Origin of the sequence: Serratia sp. CY43202 (assembly GCF_052168755.1) — a bacterium.
In the GTDB taxonomy this organism is placed as follows: Bacteria; Pseudomonadota; Gammaproteobacteria; order Enterobacterales; family Enterobacteriaceae; genus Serratia; species Serratia bockelmannii.
In genome coordinates, this window is record NZ_JBJNMB010000014.1 from 37,104 (window position 1) to 52,069 (window position 14,966).

The following is a 14,966-nucleotide window of genomic DNA, read 5'->3' on the forward strand; positions in this document are numbered from 1 at the left end:
TTATTTTTTAACAGCGTTCAGTTCATAAGACTATCTTTATAACTTGAGCAATAAACAGTCGATTTAACCTGACGCTCTTTAGTCAGAGCCACAACAACAGTAAAGGAGTTGGACCATGCAAATGCGTAAATTGGCGTTATCGTTACTGCTGCTCGGTGCGGCAGGTAGCGTGGCGCACGCGGAAGACCTGACCGGTACGCTGAAGAAAATCAAAGACAATGGCGTGATCGTTGTCGGCCACCGCGAATCGTCAGTGCCGTTCTCCTACTACGACAACCAACAAAAAGTTGTGGGCTACTCTCAGGACTACTCCAACCAAATCGTTGAAGCCGTTAAGAAAAAGCTGAATGCACCGAATCTGCAGATGAAAATGCTGCCGATTACCTCGCAGAACCGCATCCCGCTGCTGCAAAACGGCACCTATGATTTCGAGTGCGGCTCCACCACCAATAACCTCGAGCGCCAGAAACAGGCCGCCTTCTCCGACACCATTTTCGTGGTCGGCACCCGCTTGCTGGTGAAAAAAGGCTCCGACATCAAAGACTTTAAAGACCTGGCCGGCAAACCGGTGGTGGTCACCTCCGGCACCACCTCTGAAGTGCTGCTGAACAAGCTGAACGACAGCGGCAAGATGAACATGCGCATCATCAGCGCCAAAGACCACGGCGACTCCTTCCGCACTCTGGAAAGCGGCCGCGCGGTGGCCTTTATGATGGACGACGCCCTGCTGGCGGGCGAGCGCGCCAAGGCCAAGAAGCCGGATCAGTGGGAAATCATCGGCACACCGCAGTCGAAAGAAGCCTACGGCTGCATGCTGCGTAAAGACGATCCTGCGTTCAAGAAACTGGTCGATGACACCATCGCCCAGGCGCAAACCTCCGGCGAAGCGGCCAAGTGGTTTGATAAATGGTTCAAGCAGCCGATTCCACCGAAAAACCTCAACATGAACTTCGAACTGTCGGACGACATGAAGCAGCTGTTCAAAGAACCTAACGACAAGGCATTGAACTAAATAGAATGACAGCCGGGGCGGCCGCCAGGCCAAACCGGCCCAGTTGATGACTGGGACAGACAGGTATGAGGGGGGCCGTTCCCCTCCCTCATTTTCCCCAAGGCGCATCACCGACATCCGCACACAATAAGCCAGCCAGACTGGCCGCGCGGCGATCGGCGCTCATCAAGTCATCAATCTTCGGCGCTCTGCGCCCGTTTACCGGAGTTTGTTATGTCAATAGATTGGAACTGGGGTATCTTCCTGCAGCAGGCCCCGTTTGGGAACACCACTTACCTCGGCTGGATCTGGTCCGGCTTTCAGGTCACGGTGGCCCTCTCCGTCTGTGCATGGATTATCGCTTTCTTCGTCGGTTCGCTGTTCGGTATCTTGCGTACCGTACCCAACCGCTTTCTTTCCGCCCTCGGCACCTGTTACGTCGAACTGTTCCGCAACGTGCCGCTGATCGTGCAATTCTTTACCTGGTATCTGGTGATCCCCGAGCTGCTGCCGGCCAATATCGGCACCTGGTTTAAAAGCGAGCTGGATCCCAACGTGCAGTTCTTCGTCTCTTCCATGCTTTGCCTGGGATTGTTTACCGCCGCCCGCGTTTGCGAACAGGTGCGCGCCGCCATCCAGTCCCTGCCGCGCGGCCAGAAAGCGGCCGGCCTGGCGATGGGCCTGACGCTGCCGCAAACCTACCGCTACGTGTTGCTGCCGAACGCCTACCGGGTGATCGTGCCGCCGATGACCTCGGAGATGCTCAACCTGGTCAAAAACTCCGCCATCGCCTCTACCATCGGGCTGGTGGACATGGCCGCGCAGGCCGGCAAGCTGTTGGATTACTCCGCACACGCCTATGAATCCTTTACCGCCATCACGCTGGCTTATATCGGCATCAACGCCGTTATCATGCTGTTTATGCGTCTGGTCGAAAAGAAAGTGCAGTTGCCTGGCAACCTGGGGAGTAAATAATGTACGAATTTGACTGGGCGTCGATCGTCCCAAGCTTCCCGTTTCTGCTGCAGGGCATGGTAATCACGCTGAAGATCACCGTGACCGCCATCGTGGTCGGCATTCTGTGGGGTACCGTGCTGGCGGTGATGCGTCTGTCGCCGTTCAAACCGATCAGCTGGTTCGCCACCCTGTACGTCAACCTGTTCCGCTCGGTGCCGCTGGTGATGGTGCTGCTGTGGTTCTACCTGGTGGTTCCAAGCTTATTACAACAGGTTCTAGGCTTATCGCCGAAAACCGATATTCGCCTGATCTCGGCTATGGTAGCCTTTTCCCTGTTTGAAGCGGCCTATTACTCGGAAATCATCCGCGCCGGCATCATCAGCATCTCGCGCGGCCAATCCTCCGCCGCGCTGGCGCTGGGCATGACCCATTGGCAATCCATGCGGCTGGTGATCTTGCCGCAGGCGTTCCGCGCCATGGTGCCGCTGCTGCTGACCCAGGGCATCGTCCTGTTCCAGGATACCTCGCTGGTTTACGTACTGAGCCTGGCCGACTTCTTCCGCACCGCGTCGACCATCGGCGAACGCGACGGCACCCAGGTTGAAATGATCCTGTTCGCCGGCTTTGTCTATTTTGTTATCAGCCTCGCCGCCTCGGCGCTGGTAAGCTATTTGAAGAAAAGGACTGTTTGATGATATCCCTGAAAAATGTTTCTAAGTGGTACGGTCACTTTCAGGTGTTGACCGATTGCACCACCGAAGTGAAAAAAGGCGAAGTGGTCGTCGTCTGCGGTCCTTCAGGTTCCGGCAAGTCCACCCTGATCAAAACCGTCAACGGCCTCGAGCCGATCCAGCAGGGCAATATCCTGGTGAACGGCACGCCGGTCAACGACAAGAAAACCAACCTGGCGCAGCTGCGTGCCAAGGTTGGCATGGTGTTCCAACACTTTGAGCTGTTCCCGCACCTGTCTATCATCGACAACCTGACGCTGGCGCAGGTGAAAGTGCTCAAGCGCGACAAATCCGCCTCACGCGAGAAGGGTCTGAAGCTGCTGGAGCGCGTCGGCCTCTCCGCCCATGCCAACAAGTTCCCCGGTCAGCTGTCCGGCGGCCAGCAGCAGCGCGTCGCCATCGCCCGTGCGCTGTGCATGGATCCTATCGCCATGCTGTTCGATGAGCCGACCTCTGCGCTCGATCCGGAAATGATCAACGAAGTGCTGGACGTGATGGTCGAACTGGCGAACGAAGGCATGACCATGATGGTGGTAACCCACGAAATGGGCTTCGCCCGCAAGGTGGCGAATCGAGTGATCTTTATGGACGAAGGCAAAATCGTCGAAGACCGCAACAAAGACGATTTCTTCAACAACCCCGAGTCCGATCGCGCCAAGGATTTTCTGGCCAAGATCCTGCACTAAACGCTCTGCCTATGCGCCCCGCCAGGGGCGCATCTTTTCCCCCGGCACTAAAAGCACTTGTTTCTCCCCGGTTTTGATCCGATGCTCGCTGGATAACAAACAGAGGAGAAAGAACATGCCCCGCCCTATTATCATCGATTGCGATCCTGGCCTCGACGACGCCATCGCGCTGGCTATGGCGCTGCGTTCGTCAGAACTGGACATCAAAGCCATCACCACCTCCGCCGGCAACCAGACGCCGGAGAAAACCCTGCATAACGCGCTGGGCCTGTTGACCCTGATGCAGCGCGAGGACATACCGGTCGCCGCCGGCGCCAGCGGCCCGCTGATGCGCGAACTGGTGATCGCCGACTATGTCCACGGCAAAACCGGCATGGGCAACACCCACCTGCCGACGCCGACAATCAAACCCGATCCCCGCGGCGCCGTCGAGCTGATCGCCGACTTGCTGCGCGCCAGCCCGCAGCCGATAACCCTGGTGGTGACCGGCCCGATGACCAATATCGCCCTGCTGCTGGCCCAGCATGCCGAGCTGAAAAGCCATATCGAACGCATCGTATTCATGGGCGGCGGTATGAACGCCGGCAATACTACGCCTGTCGCGGAGTTCAACATCTTCGTCGATCCCGAAGCCGCCGAAATGGTGCTGAAATCCGGGGTGCCGCTGACCATGGCCGGGCTGAACGTCACCCATCAAGCGCTGGTGTTGCCGCAGGATATCGAGCGCATTCGCCAGATAGACAATCCGGTCGCGCAGGCGGTCGCGGAGATGCTCGATTTTTACCTGCCGCTGTACCTCAGCCATCCGCGCGGCCTGCCCGGCGCTGCGATGCACGATCCCTGCACCATCGCCTGGCTGCTGGCGCCGCAGCTGTTCACCGGCGTAGAACGCTGGGTCGGTGTGGAGACCAAAGGGGAATACACCGTCGGCATGACGGTGGTGGACTATTTCCAGCAAACCGGCAACGCGGCCAACGTGGAAGTGCTGACCGGCATCAACCGCGAGGGTTTTATCGATCTGCTGGCCGAGCGCCTGGCGCGTTATTGATCTCATCGGGGCGCGCTCGCGCCCCTCCTTCAACTTTTTTGATTTAACTCAGCGAATTTTTGCGCTATCACTGTTGATGGCTTGCCTCTACCATGCGTTTACACCGACTGACATCGTCACCGATTAAACTTCGCCTGGAGATAAGCCAATGAGCCGCGTACTGGTCCTGAAATCAAGTATTCTGGGTGAATATTCCCAGTCTGGAAAATTAGTCGATTTTTTTGTTGAACAATGGCGTGAAGCTCACCCAGAAGACACGTTCACCGTGCGCGACTTGGCTAACCCAACGCTGCCGGAGCTGGATGGCGAAGTGATGGCTGGCTTTACCGCCGGCGACAACCCGCTGACGCCGCATCAGCAGAGCACCCTGGCGCTTTCCGATGAGCTGATTGCCGAGCTGAAGTCGCACGACACGCTGATCATCAGCGCCCCAATGTACAACTTCAACATCCCGACGCAGCTGAAAATCTACTTCGATCTGATCGCCCGCGCCGGTCAGACGTTCCGCTACACCTCCGCCGGTGCCGAAGGGCTGGTGACGGGCAAGAAAGCGATCGTCATCTCCAGCCGCGGCGGCATCCACGCCGACACGCCGACGGATCTGATCACGCCGTACGTGAAGCTGTTCCTGGGCTTTATCGGCATCACCGACGTTGAATTCGTGCTGGCGGAGGGCTTCGCCTACGGCCCGGAAGCGGCGGAGAAAGCCGCCCAGGACAGCCGCGTCGCGGTCGCGCAGAAAATCCCGGCCGGCGTCGCCGTACCGGCCAGCGCACCGGCGCAGGCGCAAGCCGCCCCAGCAGCCGTCAGCGGCGGTTTCCTGAGCAACCTGCTGAAGAAACTGTTCCGTTAAACGCCGGCCTTAGTGTTCCCCGCCCTGGCGGGGAACGTCATCAAGGCTCAAACGGCCGACGCTGGAACTGGTCGTGACCGCATTTCGGGCAAAGCGGCAGCACCTCCGGCGTGTAAAACGCCAGATGGTAGTGACACTGCTCGCACACCAGATTGCCCAACCCCACCACTTCACCGCTGTGATAAACGCCGTGATGGCTGACATCCTTGAACACTTCACGCCACTCCAGCTGGGTTTTGTCGGTGATATCCGCCAGTTCCTGCCACAGGCTCTCTTTGATCACCCGCATAAACACGCTGTCGGTAAACTCGTCCCGGCTTTCCTGATAGCTGCGGGCGAACTCTTCCAGATCGCGCCGCACCGCCTGCGTCACCTGCCGCACCTCGTCGCGGGTCAGATCTTCGGCCTCGTTCAACCGCCGCTCCGCGCTGGCCACCAGTTCGTCGATATCGCGTTCACCGTTTTTCAGGCGTTCGGTCAGTGATGCCACCAATTCGCGGTAATACTGAGCAACCTTGTTCATAGACTCTCCTCGATAAACGCTGCGCCGGGCTTGGCTGTAGGGATACCCCTAAGCTACTTGTTCTTATTTTAGCCGTAAATGACTGATGTCACTTGGCAAGACGCGGGATCCGCAGGTTGTGAGCCGCGTCATGGCGGCGTTTTTTTTAAATGCGCCGAGTCAGGCGCTTGGAGTTGTTGCCGGGAGGTCTTATCAGCTATGCTATGCGGATCTACGAATACTAAATGTTCATTGCGTTGCCTCTGACCGAGGCAACGGTTTACACCTACAGGACCACCGGCCGCCATGCAAGAGCAATACCGTCCAGAAGACATAGAATCGAACGTACAGCTTCACTGGCAAGAGAAGCAGACTTTCAAAGTTACCGAAGACGACAGCAAGGAAAAGTACTACTGCCTATCCATGCTGCCTTACCCGTCCGGCCGACTGCACATGGGCCACGTTCGTAACTACACTATCGGCGACGTGATCTCGCGCTATCAGCGCATGCTGGGCAAAAACGTACTGCAGCCGATCGGCTGGGATGCGTTCGGCCTGCCGGCGGAAGGTGCGGCGGTGAAAAACAACACCGCACCGGCCCCGTGGACCTACGACAACATCGAATACATGAAGAACCAGCTGAAACTGCTGGGCTTCGGCTACGACTGGGATCGCGAAATCGCCACCTGCCAGCCGGAATACTACCGCTGGGAACAGTGGTTCTTCACCAAGCTGTATGAAAAAGGCCTGGTCTACAAGAAGACCTCGGCGGTGAACTGGTGCCCGCACGATCTGACCGTGCTGGCCAACGAACAGGTTATCGACGGCTGCTGCTGGCGCTGCGACACCAAGGTCGAGCGTAAAGAGATCCCGCAGTGGTTCATCAAAATCACCGCCTACGCCGATCAGCTGCTGAACGATCTGGACACGCTTGAAAGCTGGCCGGAGCAGGTGAAAACCATGCAGCGCAACTGGATTGGCCGCTCCGAAGGCGTGGAAATCACCTTCGACGTGGCGGACAGCGAAGAGAAGCTGACGGTTTATACCACCCGTCCCGACACCTTCATGGGCGCCACCTACGTGGCGGTCGCCGCGGGTCACCCGCTGGCGCAACAGGGCGCGCGCAACAACCCGGCGCTGACCGACTTCATCGACGAATGCCGCAACACCAAAGTGGCCGAAGCCGAAATGGCGACGATGGAGAAGAAAGGCATGCCAACCGGCCTGTTCGTTGTCCACCCGCTGAGCGGCGAGAAGCTGCCGGTGTGGGTCGCCAACTTCGTGCTGATGGAATACGGCACCGGCGCCGTGATGGCGGTACCGGCGCACGACCAGCGCGACTGGGAATTCGCCACCAAATACGATTTACCGATCAAACCGGTGATCCTGAACCTCGACGGCAGCCAACCTGACGTGAGCGCCGAAGCGATGACCGACAAAGGCGCGCTGTTCAACTCCGGCGAGTTTGACGGTCTGGACAACGAAGCCGGCTTCAACGCCATCGCCGACAAACTGGTCGCCAAGGGCGTAGGCCAGCGTAAGGTCAACTACCGTCTGCGCGACTGGGGCGTCTCCCGTCAGCGTTACTGGGGTGCGCCAATCCCGATGGTGACGCTGGAAGACGGCACCGTGATGCCGACGCCGGAAGACCAGCTGCCGGTGATCCTGCCGGAAGACGTGGTCATGGACGGCATCACCAGCCCGATCAAGGCCGATCCTGAGTGGGCGAAGACCACCGTCGACGGCCAGCCGGCGCTGCGTGAAACCGACACTTTCGACACCTTTATGGAGTCTTCCTGGTACTACGCGCGCTACACCTGCCCGCAGTACGACCAGGGTATGCTGGATCCGGCCGCCGCCAACTACTGGCTGCCGGTCGATCAATATATCGGCGGTATCGAACACGCCATCATGCACCTGATGTACTTCCGCTTCTTCCACAAGCTGATGCGCGATGCGGGTCTGGTGGATTCCGACGAGCCGGCCAAGCGCCTGCTGTGTCAGGGCATGGTGCTGGCCGACGCCTTCTACTACACCGGCAACAGCGGCGAGCGCGTCTGGGTGTCCCCGGTTGACGCCACCGTCGAGCGTGACGACAAGGGCCGCATCATCAAGGCCACCGATCCGCAAGGCCGTGAACTGGTCTATGCTGGCATGAGCAAAATGTCGAAGTCGAAGAACAACGGCATCGACCCACAGGAAATGGTGGAAAAATACGGCGCGGACACCGTGCGTCTGTTCATGATGTTCGCTTCACCGGCAGAAATGACGCTGGAGTGGCAGGAATCCGGCGTAGAAGGGGCTAACCGCTTCCTGAAACGCGTATGGAAACTGGCCTACGATCACGTGGCAAAAGGCGCGGTACAGCCGCTGGACGTGGCGGCGCTGAACGAAGATCAGAAAGCGCTGCGCCGCGATCTGCACAAAACCATCGCCAAGGTGACCGACGATATCGGCCGCCGTCAGACCTTCAACACCGCGATCGCCGCCGTGATGGAGCTGATGAACAAGCTGGCCCGCGCGCCGCAGGAGAGCGAGCAGGATCGCGCGCTGCTGCAGGAAGCGCTGCTGGCCGTGGTTCGCATGCTGTATCCGTTCACCCCGCACGTGTGCTTCACCCTGTGGCAGTCGCTGGGCGGCGAAGGCGACGTGGACACCGCGCCATGGCCGGTTGCCGACGAACAGGCGATGGTCGAGGACTCCAAGCTGGTGGTGGTGCAGGTGAACGGCAAGGTTCGCGCTAAAATCACCGTATCTGCCGATGCGACCGAAGAGCAAGTGCGCGCGCGCGCTGCCGAAGAGCATCTGGTGGCTAAATATCTGGACGGCGTCACGATTCGCAAAGTGATCTACGTTCCGGGCAAACTGCTTAACCTGGTTGTGGGTTAACACAAGGAGGAGTTGTGCGACAACGTATTCTGACGCTGTTGCTGGGGTTGGCGGTGCTGGTCACCGCCGGCTGCGGTTTTCACCTGCGTGGCACCACGCAGGTGCCTAATGAAATGAAAACGCTGATCCTGGACAGCGCCGACCCTTATGGTCCGTTGACGCGCGCGGTGCGTGAGCAGCTGCGTCTGAACGCCGTGACCATCGTCAGCGATCCGAAGCGTAAAGACGTGCCTTCCCTGCGCATCCTCGGCGCGACGGAAAGCCAGGATACCGCCTCGATCTTCCAGGACGGTAAAACCGCCGAGTACCAGCTGGTGCTGACCGTGCAGGCGCAGGTGCTGCTCCCGGGCCACGACCTGTATCCGCTGTCGGTGAAAGTGTTCCGTTCGTTCTTCGACAACCCGCTGACCGCGCTGGCCAAAGACTCCGAGCAGGAGATCATTCGCCAGGAAATGCGTGAGCAGGCGGCGCAACAGCTGGTGCGCAAACTGCTGACCGTGCACGCGGCGGAAGAAGAAAACCGGCAGAAAGCCGCTGCCGTCGGCGAACGAGCGGCAAGCCAAACCGCACAATGATCCGCATTTATCCGGAACAACTTGCCGCGCAGCTCCGAGAGGGGCTGCGCGCTTGTTATTTATTGAGCGGCAATGAACCGCTACTGCTGCAGGAAAGCCAGGATCTGCTCCGGCAGGCTGCGCAACAGCAGCAGTTCAGCGAGCACTACAGCATTTCCCTCGACGCCCATACCGACTGGGACGCCATCTTCGGCATCTGCCAGGCGATGAGCCTGTTCGCCAGCCGCCAGACGCTGCTGCTGATCTTCCCGGAAAACGGCCCGACGGCGCCGATCGGCGAACAGCTGACCAAGCTTGCCACGCTGCTGCACGAGGATATTCTGCTGATCCTGCGCGGCCCGCGCCTCACCAAAGCGCAGGAAAACAGCGCCTGGTTCAAGGCGCTCAGCCCGCACGGCGCCCTCGTCAGTTGCCAGACGCCGGAACAGGCACAGCTGCCGCGCTGGGTCGCCACGCGCGCCAAGGCGATGAAGCTGGAATTGGACGACGTCGCCAATCAGCTGTTGTGCTACTGCTACGAAGGCAACCTGCTGGCGCTGTCGCAGGCGCTGGAGCGGCTGTCGCTGCTGCACCCGGACGGCAAACTCACGCTGCCGCGCGTCGAACAGGCGGTGAACGACGCCGCCCACTTCACGCCGTTCCACTGGCTGGATGCCCTGCTGGCCGGCAAAAGCAAGCGCGCCTGGCATATCTTGCAGCAGCTGCAGCAAGAGGACGTGGAGCCGGTGATCCTGCTGCGCACCTTACAGCGCGAACTGCTGCTGTTGCTGACGCTGCAGCGCCGCATGGCGTCCGCGCCGCTGCGCACGCTGTTCGATCAGCACAAGGTTTGGCAGAACCGCCGCCCGCTGGTGACCCAGGCGCTGCAACGCCTGTCCGGTCCCCAGCTGCAGCAAGCGGTACAGCTGCTGACGCAAATCGAGCTGACCCTCAAGCAGGACTATGGCCAGTCGGTCTGGCCGGAACTGGAAACCCTGTCGATGCTGCTGTGCGGCAAACCCCTGGCCACGAGTTTTACCGATGCCCACTAATCCGGAACACCCCACCGTTTTGCACGCGCTGTTCGGCGGCACCTTTGATCCGATCCACTATGGCCACCTGCGGCCGGTGGAGGCGTTGGCCGCCGAAGTGGGCCTGAATCGCGTCACGCTGCTGCCTAACCACGTGCCGCCGCACCGCCCGCAGCCGGAGGCCAATGCGCAGCAACGCCTGAAGATGGTCGAGCTGGCGATCGCCGGCAACCCGCTGTTTGCGGTCGACGATCGCGAACTGCACCGCACCACCCCCTCCTACACCATCGAGACGTTGGAAACGATTCGTAAAGAGCGTGGCGCCGCCCAGCCACTGGCGTTTATTATTGGCCAGGACTCGCTGCTGACATTGCATAAATGGCATCGCTGGCAGGCGCTGTTGGACGTCTGCCACCTGCTGGTGCTGGCGCGCCCGGGCTATAACGATCGCATGGACACACCGGAACTGCAGCAGTGGCTGGAACGTCATCGCACCGCCGATCCGGCGCTGCTCAGCCGCCGCCCGCACGGCCATATCTATCTGGCCGATACGCCGGAGCTGGAAATTTCCGCCACCGAGATCCGCCAGCGCCGCCATCAGGGCCTCAACTGCGACGACCTGCTGCCGCGCCCGGTGCAGCGCTATATCGAGTTGCAGGGTTTATATCGCTAGCGAAAGGTGCGTGATATACTGCGCCGCTATTTTTCAGGTATCCGCTGAAAACCCCGGAAACCTTAGCTGGCCGGGCAGTCACCAGTTAGCTGGCTTTCAGCGGCAGCCTGCCGAAACCATTATCCGGTTACGCCGCAGCGTGCGCATGTTGCCCGCTGCAGTCGACTGAACAGAACACACCCGAGGGGGAACCTTTGCAAGGTAAAGCGCTCCAAGATTTCGTCATCGATAAAATCGATGACCTGAAAGGCCAAGACATTATCGCTCTGGACGTACAGGGCAAATCCAGCATCACCGATTGCATGATCATCTGCACCGGCACGTCGACTCGCCACGTGATGTCGATCGCCAACCACGTGGTACAGGAATCCCGCGCCGTGGGCATGGAGCTGTTTGGCATGAAAGGCCAGGAAGCCTCCGACTGGATCGTGGTCGATCTGGGCGAAGTGATCGTGCACGTGATGCAGGAAGAGAGCCGTCGCCTGTACGAGCTGGAAAAACTCTGGAGCTAAGCGGTGAAACTGCAATTGGTGGCGGTCGGCACCAAAATGCCAGACTGGGTGCAAACCGGCTTTATGGATTACCTGCACCGCTTTCCCAAAGATATGCCGTTTGAGCTGACCGAGATCCCGGCGGGCAAACGCGGCAAAAACGCCGACATCAAACGCATTCTGGACAAGGAAGGCGAACAGATGCTGGCGGCGGTGGGCAAAGGCAACCGCATCGTTACGCTGGATATCCCAGGCACGCCGTGGGAAACGCCGCAGCTGGCGCAGCAGCTTGAGCGCTGGAAGCAGGATGGCCGCAACGTCAGCTTGCTGATCGGCGGCCCGGAAGGGCTGGCGCCCGCCTGCAAAGCCGCTGCCGAGCAGAGCTGGTCGCTTTCTCCGTTGACGCTGCCGCATCCTTTGGTGCGCGTCCTGGTGGCCGAAAGCCTCTACCGCGCCTGGAGTATTACAACAAATCATCCTTACCACCGGGAATAGCCGGTGGTGACCGTGACAGAGTGAAATAAAGCAGCGGGATGAAAATAGAACGTAACCCTTTTCGCGACTATACGGCTGAATCCGCCCTGTTTGTACGCCGCGCCCTGGTGGCGTTCCTGGTCATCCTGGTGCTGTCCGGCATCCTGATCGCCAACCTGTATAATCTGCAAGTGGTCCGCGTCGAGGATTACCGCACCCGCTCCAACGAAAACCGCATCAAGCTGGTGCCCATCGCGCCCAGCCGCGGCATTATCTACGATCGCAACGGCACCCCGCTGGCACTCAACCGCACCATTTATCAGCTGGAGCTGATGCCGGAGAAGGTTGACGATCTCAAAGCCACGCTGCAGGCGCTGCGCACGGTGGTCGATCTGACCGACGACGACATCACCAATTTCGAAAAAGAGCGCAAGCGTTCGCGTCGTTTCGTCTCCATTCCGGTGAAAACCGCGCTAACCGAGGTGCAGGTCGCCCGCTTTGCGGTCAATCAGTTCCGCTTCCCCGGCGTGGAAGTAAAAGGCTACCAGCGCCGCTACTACCCCTACGGTTCCGCCCTCACCCACGTCACCGGCTATGTGTCGAAGATCAACGACCGCGACGTCGAACGCCTGGATAAAGACGGCAAGCTGGCCAACTACGCCGCCACCCACGATATCGGCAAGCTGGGCATCGAACGCTATTACGAAGACACGCTGCACGGCAAAACCGGCTATGAAGAGGTCGAGGTCAACAACCGTGGCCGGGTGATCCGCCAATTGCACGAACAGCCGCCTTCCGCCGGTCAGGACGTTTACCTGACGCTCGATCTTGATTTGCAGCGCTATATCGAGCAACTGCTGGTCGGCAGCCGCGCCGCGGTGGTGGTGAGCGATCCACGCACCGGCGCCATCCTGGCGATGGTGTCCAACCCGAGTTACGATCCAAACCTGTTCGTCGACGGCATTTCCAGCAAGGACTACCAGGGGCTGTTGAACGATCCGAATCGCCCGCTGATCAACCGCGCCACGCAGGGGGTCTATCCGCCTGCATCAACGGTGAAGCCTTACATCGCGGTGTCGGCGCTGAGCGCCGGAGTGATCACCAAAAACACCGTGGTGTTCGATCCCGGTTGGTGGCAACTGCCCGGCTCGGAAAAACGCTTCCGCGACTGGAAAAAATGGGGCCACGGCCGCCTGAACGTCACCAAGGCGCTGGAAGAGTCCGCAGATACCTATTTCTATCAGGTCGCCTATGACATGGGGATCGATCGGCTGTCGACCTGGCTGACCAAATTCGGTTACGGCCAGTACACCGGCATCGATCTGTCCGAAGAACGATCCGGCCTAATGCCGACGCGCGAGTGGAAGCTGAAACGCTATAAAAAGCCGTGGTATCAGGGCGACACCATTCCGGTGGGTATCGGCCAGGGTTACTGGACCGCCACGCCGATCCAGATGGCCAAAGCGCTGAACACCCTGATCAACGACGGCACCGTCAAAACGCCGCACCTGCTGCAGAGTACCCGCGTCAACGGCGCGCTGGTGCCGTTCAAACAGGAAGAGAGCACGCAGATCGGCGATATTCACTCCGGCTTCTGGGAAATTGCTAAAGACGGCATGTATGGTGTGGCCAACCGTCCGAACGGGACGGCGCGCAAATACTTTGCGGACGCACCTTATAAAGCCGCGGCGAAATCGGGTACCGCACAGGTATTCGGCTATGAAACCTACAACGCCCACAAACTGGCGGAGCACCTGCGCGATCACAAACTGATGACCGCCTTCGCGCCGTTCAACAACCCGACGGTGTCGGTCGCCATCATTCTGGAAAACGGCGGCTCCGGTCCGGCGGTGGGGACCATCACCCGCCAGATCCTCGACCACATTCTGCTGGGCGACAACAATACGCAATTGCCAAGCGAGGCCCCGCTGCCGCCTGGCGTAGAAGGTGACTAAGGTAGAACATGACTGAAAGCCAACAAAAAGGCTCGATCTGGACCAAAATCCACATCGACCCGACGTTCCTGCTGCTGATCCTGGCCCTGTTGGTCTACAGCGCCTTCGTGATGTGGAGCGCCAGCGGCCAGGACATCGGCATGATGGAGCGCAAGATCGGGCAGATCGTCATGGGGCTGATCGTGATGGCCGTCATGGCGCAAATCCCGCCGCGCGTGTACGAAAGCTGGGCGCCCTATCTGTATATTTTCTGCGTAATTTTGCTGATCCTGGTGGACGCCTTCGGCCAGATAAGTAAAGGCGCGCAGCGCTGGCTGGATCTCGGCGTGGTGCGCTTCCAGCCGTCGGAAATCGCCAAGATCGCCGTGCCGCTGATGGTGGCGCGCTTTATGAACCGCGATGTCTGCCCGCCTTCGCTGAAAAACACCGCCATCGCGCTGGTGCTGATCTTCCTGCCAACGCTGCTGGTGGCCGCGCAGCCAGATCTGGGCACCTCGATCCTGATCGCCGCCTCCGGCCTGTTCGTGCTGTTCCTGTCGGGCATGAGCTGGAAATTGATCGCCGTCGCCGCCGTCGCACTGGCGGCCTTTATCCCGGTGCTGTGGTTCTTCCTGATGCACGGCTATCAGCGCGACCGCGTCATGATGCTGCTCGATCCGGAGAGCGACCCACTCGGCGCCGGCTATCACATCATTCAATCCAAGATCGCCATCGGCTCCGGCGGCCTGTCCGGCAAGGGCTGGCTGCACGGCACCCAGTCGCAGCTGGAGTTTCTGCCGGAGCGCCATACCGACTTTATCTTCGCCGTCCTGGCCGAAGAGCTGGGGCTGATCGGGGTATTGGTGCTGCTGGCGCTCTACCTGCTGGTGATCATTCGCGGGCTGATGATCGCCGCCAAGGCGCAAACCACCTTTGGCCGCGTGATGGTCGGCGGCTTGATGCTGATTTTGTTCGTTTATGTCTTTGTTAACATCGGTATGGTCAGTGGCATTTTGCCGGTAGTTGGCGTACCTTTGCCTCTGGTCAGTTACGGGGGTTCGGCGCTGATAGTATTGATGGCCGGTTTCGGCATCATCATGTCGATCCACACGCATCGGAAAATGCTGTCTAAAAGTTTATAAGAGGTGAGTA

General features: G+C 59.5%; 15 protein-coding genes. 14 read left to right on the forward strand and 1 reads right to left on the reverse strand.

Features of this window, described 5'->3' with window-relative positions; all coding sequences use genetic code 11:
* The first annotated feature begins 115 nt into the window (after positions 1 to 115).
* The 6 genes from ACJ8J5_RS23795 (at position 116) to ACJ8J5_RS23820 (ending at position 5,266) form a co-directional block, all read left to right on the forward strand.
* Complete coding sequence (locus ACJ8J5_RS23795) at positions 116 to 1,012, forward strand: amino acid ABC transporter substrate-binding protein (protein WP_414105063.1); 897 nt, start codon at positions 116 to 118, stop codon at positions 1,010 to 1,012.
* 213 nt (positions 1,013 to 1,225) lie between these two features.
* Complete coding sequence (locus ACJ8J5_RS23800; RefSeq protein WP_019454074.1) at positions 1,226 to 1,966, forward strand: amino acid ABC transporter permease; 741 nt, start codon at positions 1,226 to 1,228, stop codon at positions 1,964 to 1,966.
* Positions 1,966 to 2,640: a glutamate/aspartate ABC transporter permease GltK gene (gene gltK / locus ACJ8J5_RS23805; RefSeq protein ID WP_025301848.1), complete on the forward strand. Its 675-nt coding sequence runs from the start codon at positions 1,966 to 1,968 to the stop codon at positions 2,638 to 2,640. The genes ACJ8J5_RS23800 and gltK overlap by 1 nt, the downstream gene beginning before the upstream one ends.
* Entirely contained in the window at positions 2,640 to 3,365 is a 726-nt protein-coding gene (locus tag ACJ8J5_RS23810) for an amino acid ABC transporter ATP-binding protein (protein ID WP_025301847.1), read from the forward strand. The genes gltK and ACJ8J5_RS23810 overlap by 1 nt, the downstream gene beginning before the upstream one ends.
* Before the next feature lie 115 nt (positions 3,366 to 3,480).
* Positions 3,481 to 4,413 (forward strand): pyrimidine-specific ribonucleoside hydrolase RihA, encoded by a 933-nt coding sequence (gene rihA / locus ACJ8J5_RS23815; RefSeq protein WP_025301846.1) that lies wholly within the window; start codon positions 3,481 to 3,483, stop codon positions 4,411 to 4,413.
* 148 nt (positions 4,414 to 4,561) lie between these two features.
* On the forward strand, positions 4,562 to 5,266 hold the full coding sequence (locus tag ACJ8J5_RS23820) for an FMN-dependent NADH-azoreductase (RefSeq protein WP_049206176.1): 705 nt from the start codon (positions 4,562 to 4,564) through the stop codon (positions 5,264 to 5,266).
* Between the two features lie 40 nt (positions 5,267 to 5,306).
* On the opposite strand, the gene ACJ8J5_RS23825 is transcribed toward ACJ8J5_RS23820, so the two are convergent.
* Complete coding sequence (locus tag ACJ8J5_RS23825) at positions 5,307 to 5,789, reverse strand: zinc ribbon-containing protein (protein WP_025301844.1); 483 nt, start codon at positions 5,787 to 5,789, stop codon at positions 5,307 to 5,309.
* A 285-nt stretch (positions 5,790 to 6,074) separates the two neighbouring features.
* Here ACJ8J5_RS23825 and leuS point away from each other — a divergent pair, with 285 nt between their 5' ends.
* From leuS to mrdB, 8 genes are all read left to right on the forward strand, one after another.
* Positions 6,075 to 8,657 (forward strand): leucine--tRNA ligase, encoded by a 2,583-nt coding sequence (leuS, locus tag ACJ8J5_RS23830; protein WP_060447627.1) that lies wholly within the window; start codon positions 6,075 to 6,077, stop codon positions 8,655 to 8,657.
* A gap of 14 nt (positions 8,658 to 8,671) precedes the next feature.
* On the forward strand, positions 8,672 to 9,232 hold the full coding sequence (gene lptE, locus ACJ8J5_RS23835; protein WP_025301842.1) for an LPS assembly lipoprotein LptE: 561 nt from the start codon (positions 8,672 to 8,674) through the stop codon (positions 9,230 to 9,232).
* Positions 9,229 to 10,263 carry a DNA polymerase III subunit delta gene (gene holA, locus ACJ8J5_RS23840; RefSeq protein WP_049206178.1) on the forward strand — a complete coding sequence of 345 codons (1,035 nt, stop codon included), beginning with the start codon at positions 9,229 to 9,231 and terminating at the stop codon, positions 10,261 to 10,263. Before lptE ends, holA begins: the two co-directional genes overlap by 4 nt.
* Positions 10,253 to 10,915 (forward strand): nicotinate-nucleotide adenylyltransferase, encoded by a 663-nt coding sequence (gene nadD / locus ACJ8J5_RS23845; protein ID WP_015376938.1) that lies wholly within the window; start codon positions 10,253 to 10,255, stop codon positions 10,913 to 10,915. The genes holA and nadD overlap by 11 nt, the downstream gene beginning before the upstream one ends.
* 194 nt (positions 10,916 to 11,109) lie before the next feature.
* Positions 11,110 to 11,427, forward strand: a complete 318-nt coding sequence (rsfS, locus tag ACJ8J5_RS23850; RefSeq protein WP_025301839.1) for a ribosome silencing factor — start codon at positions 11,110 to 11,112, stop codon at positions 11,425 to 11,427.
* Between the two features lie 3 nt (positions 11,428 to 11,430).
* Entirely contained in the window at positions 11,431 to 11,901 is a 471-nt protein-coding gene (gene rlmH / locus ACJ8J5_RS23855; protein WP_004940002.1) for a 23S rRNA (pseudouridine(1915)-N(3))-methyltransferase RlmH, read from the forward strand.
* Positions 11,902 to 11,939: 38 nt separating this feature from the next.
* Positions 11,940 to 13,835: a peptidoglycan DD-transpeptidase MrdA gene (gene mrdA / locus ACJ8J5_RS23860; protein ID WP_025301838.1), complete on the forward strand. Its 1,896-nt coding sequence runs from the start codon at positions 11,940 to 11,942 to the stop codon at positions 13,833 to 13,835.
* An 8-nt stretch (positions 13,836 to 13,843) separates the two neighbouring features.
* Positions 13,844 to 14,956, forward strand: a complete 1,113-nt coding sequence (gene mrdB / locus ACJ8J5_RS23865) for a peptidoglycan glycosyltransferase MrdB (protein WP_004940006.1) — start codon at positions 13,844 to 13,846, stop codon at positions 14,954 to 14,956.
* Positions 14,957 to 14,966 lie beyond the last annotated feature (10 nt).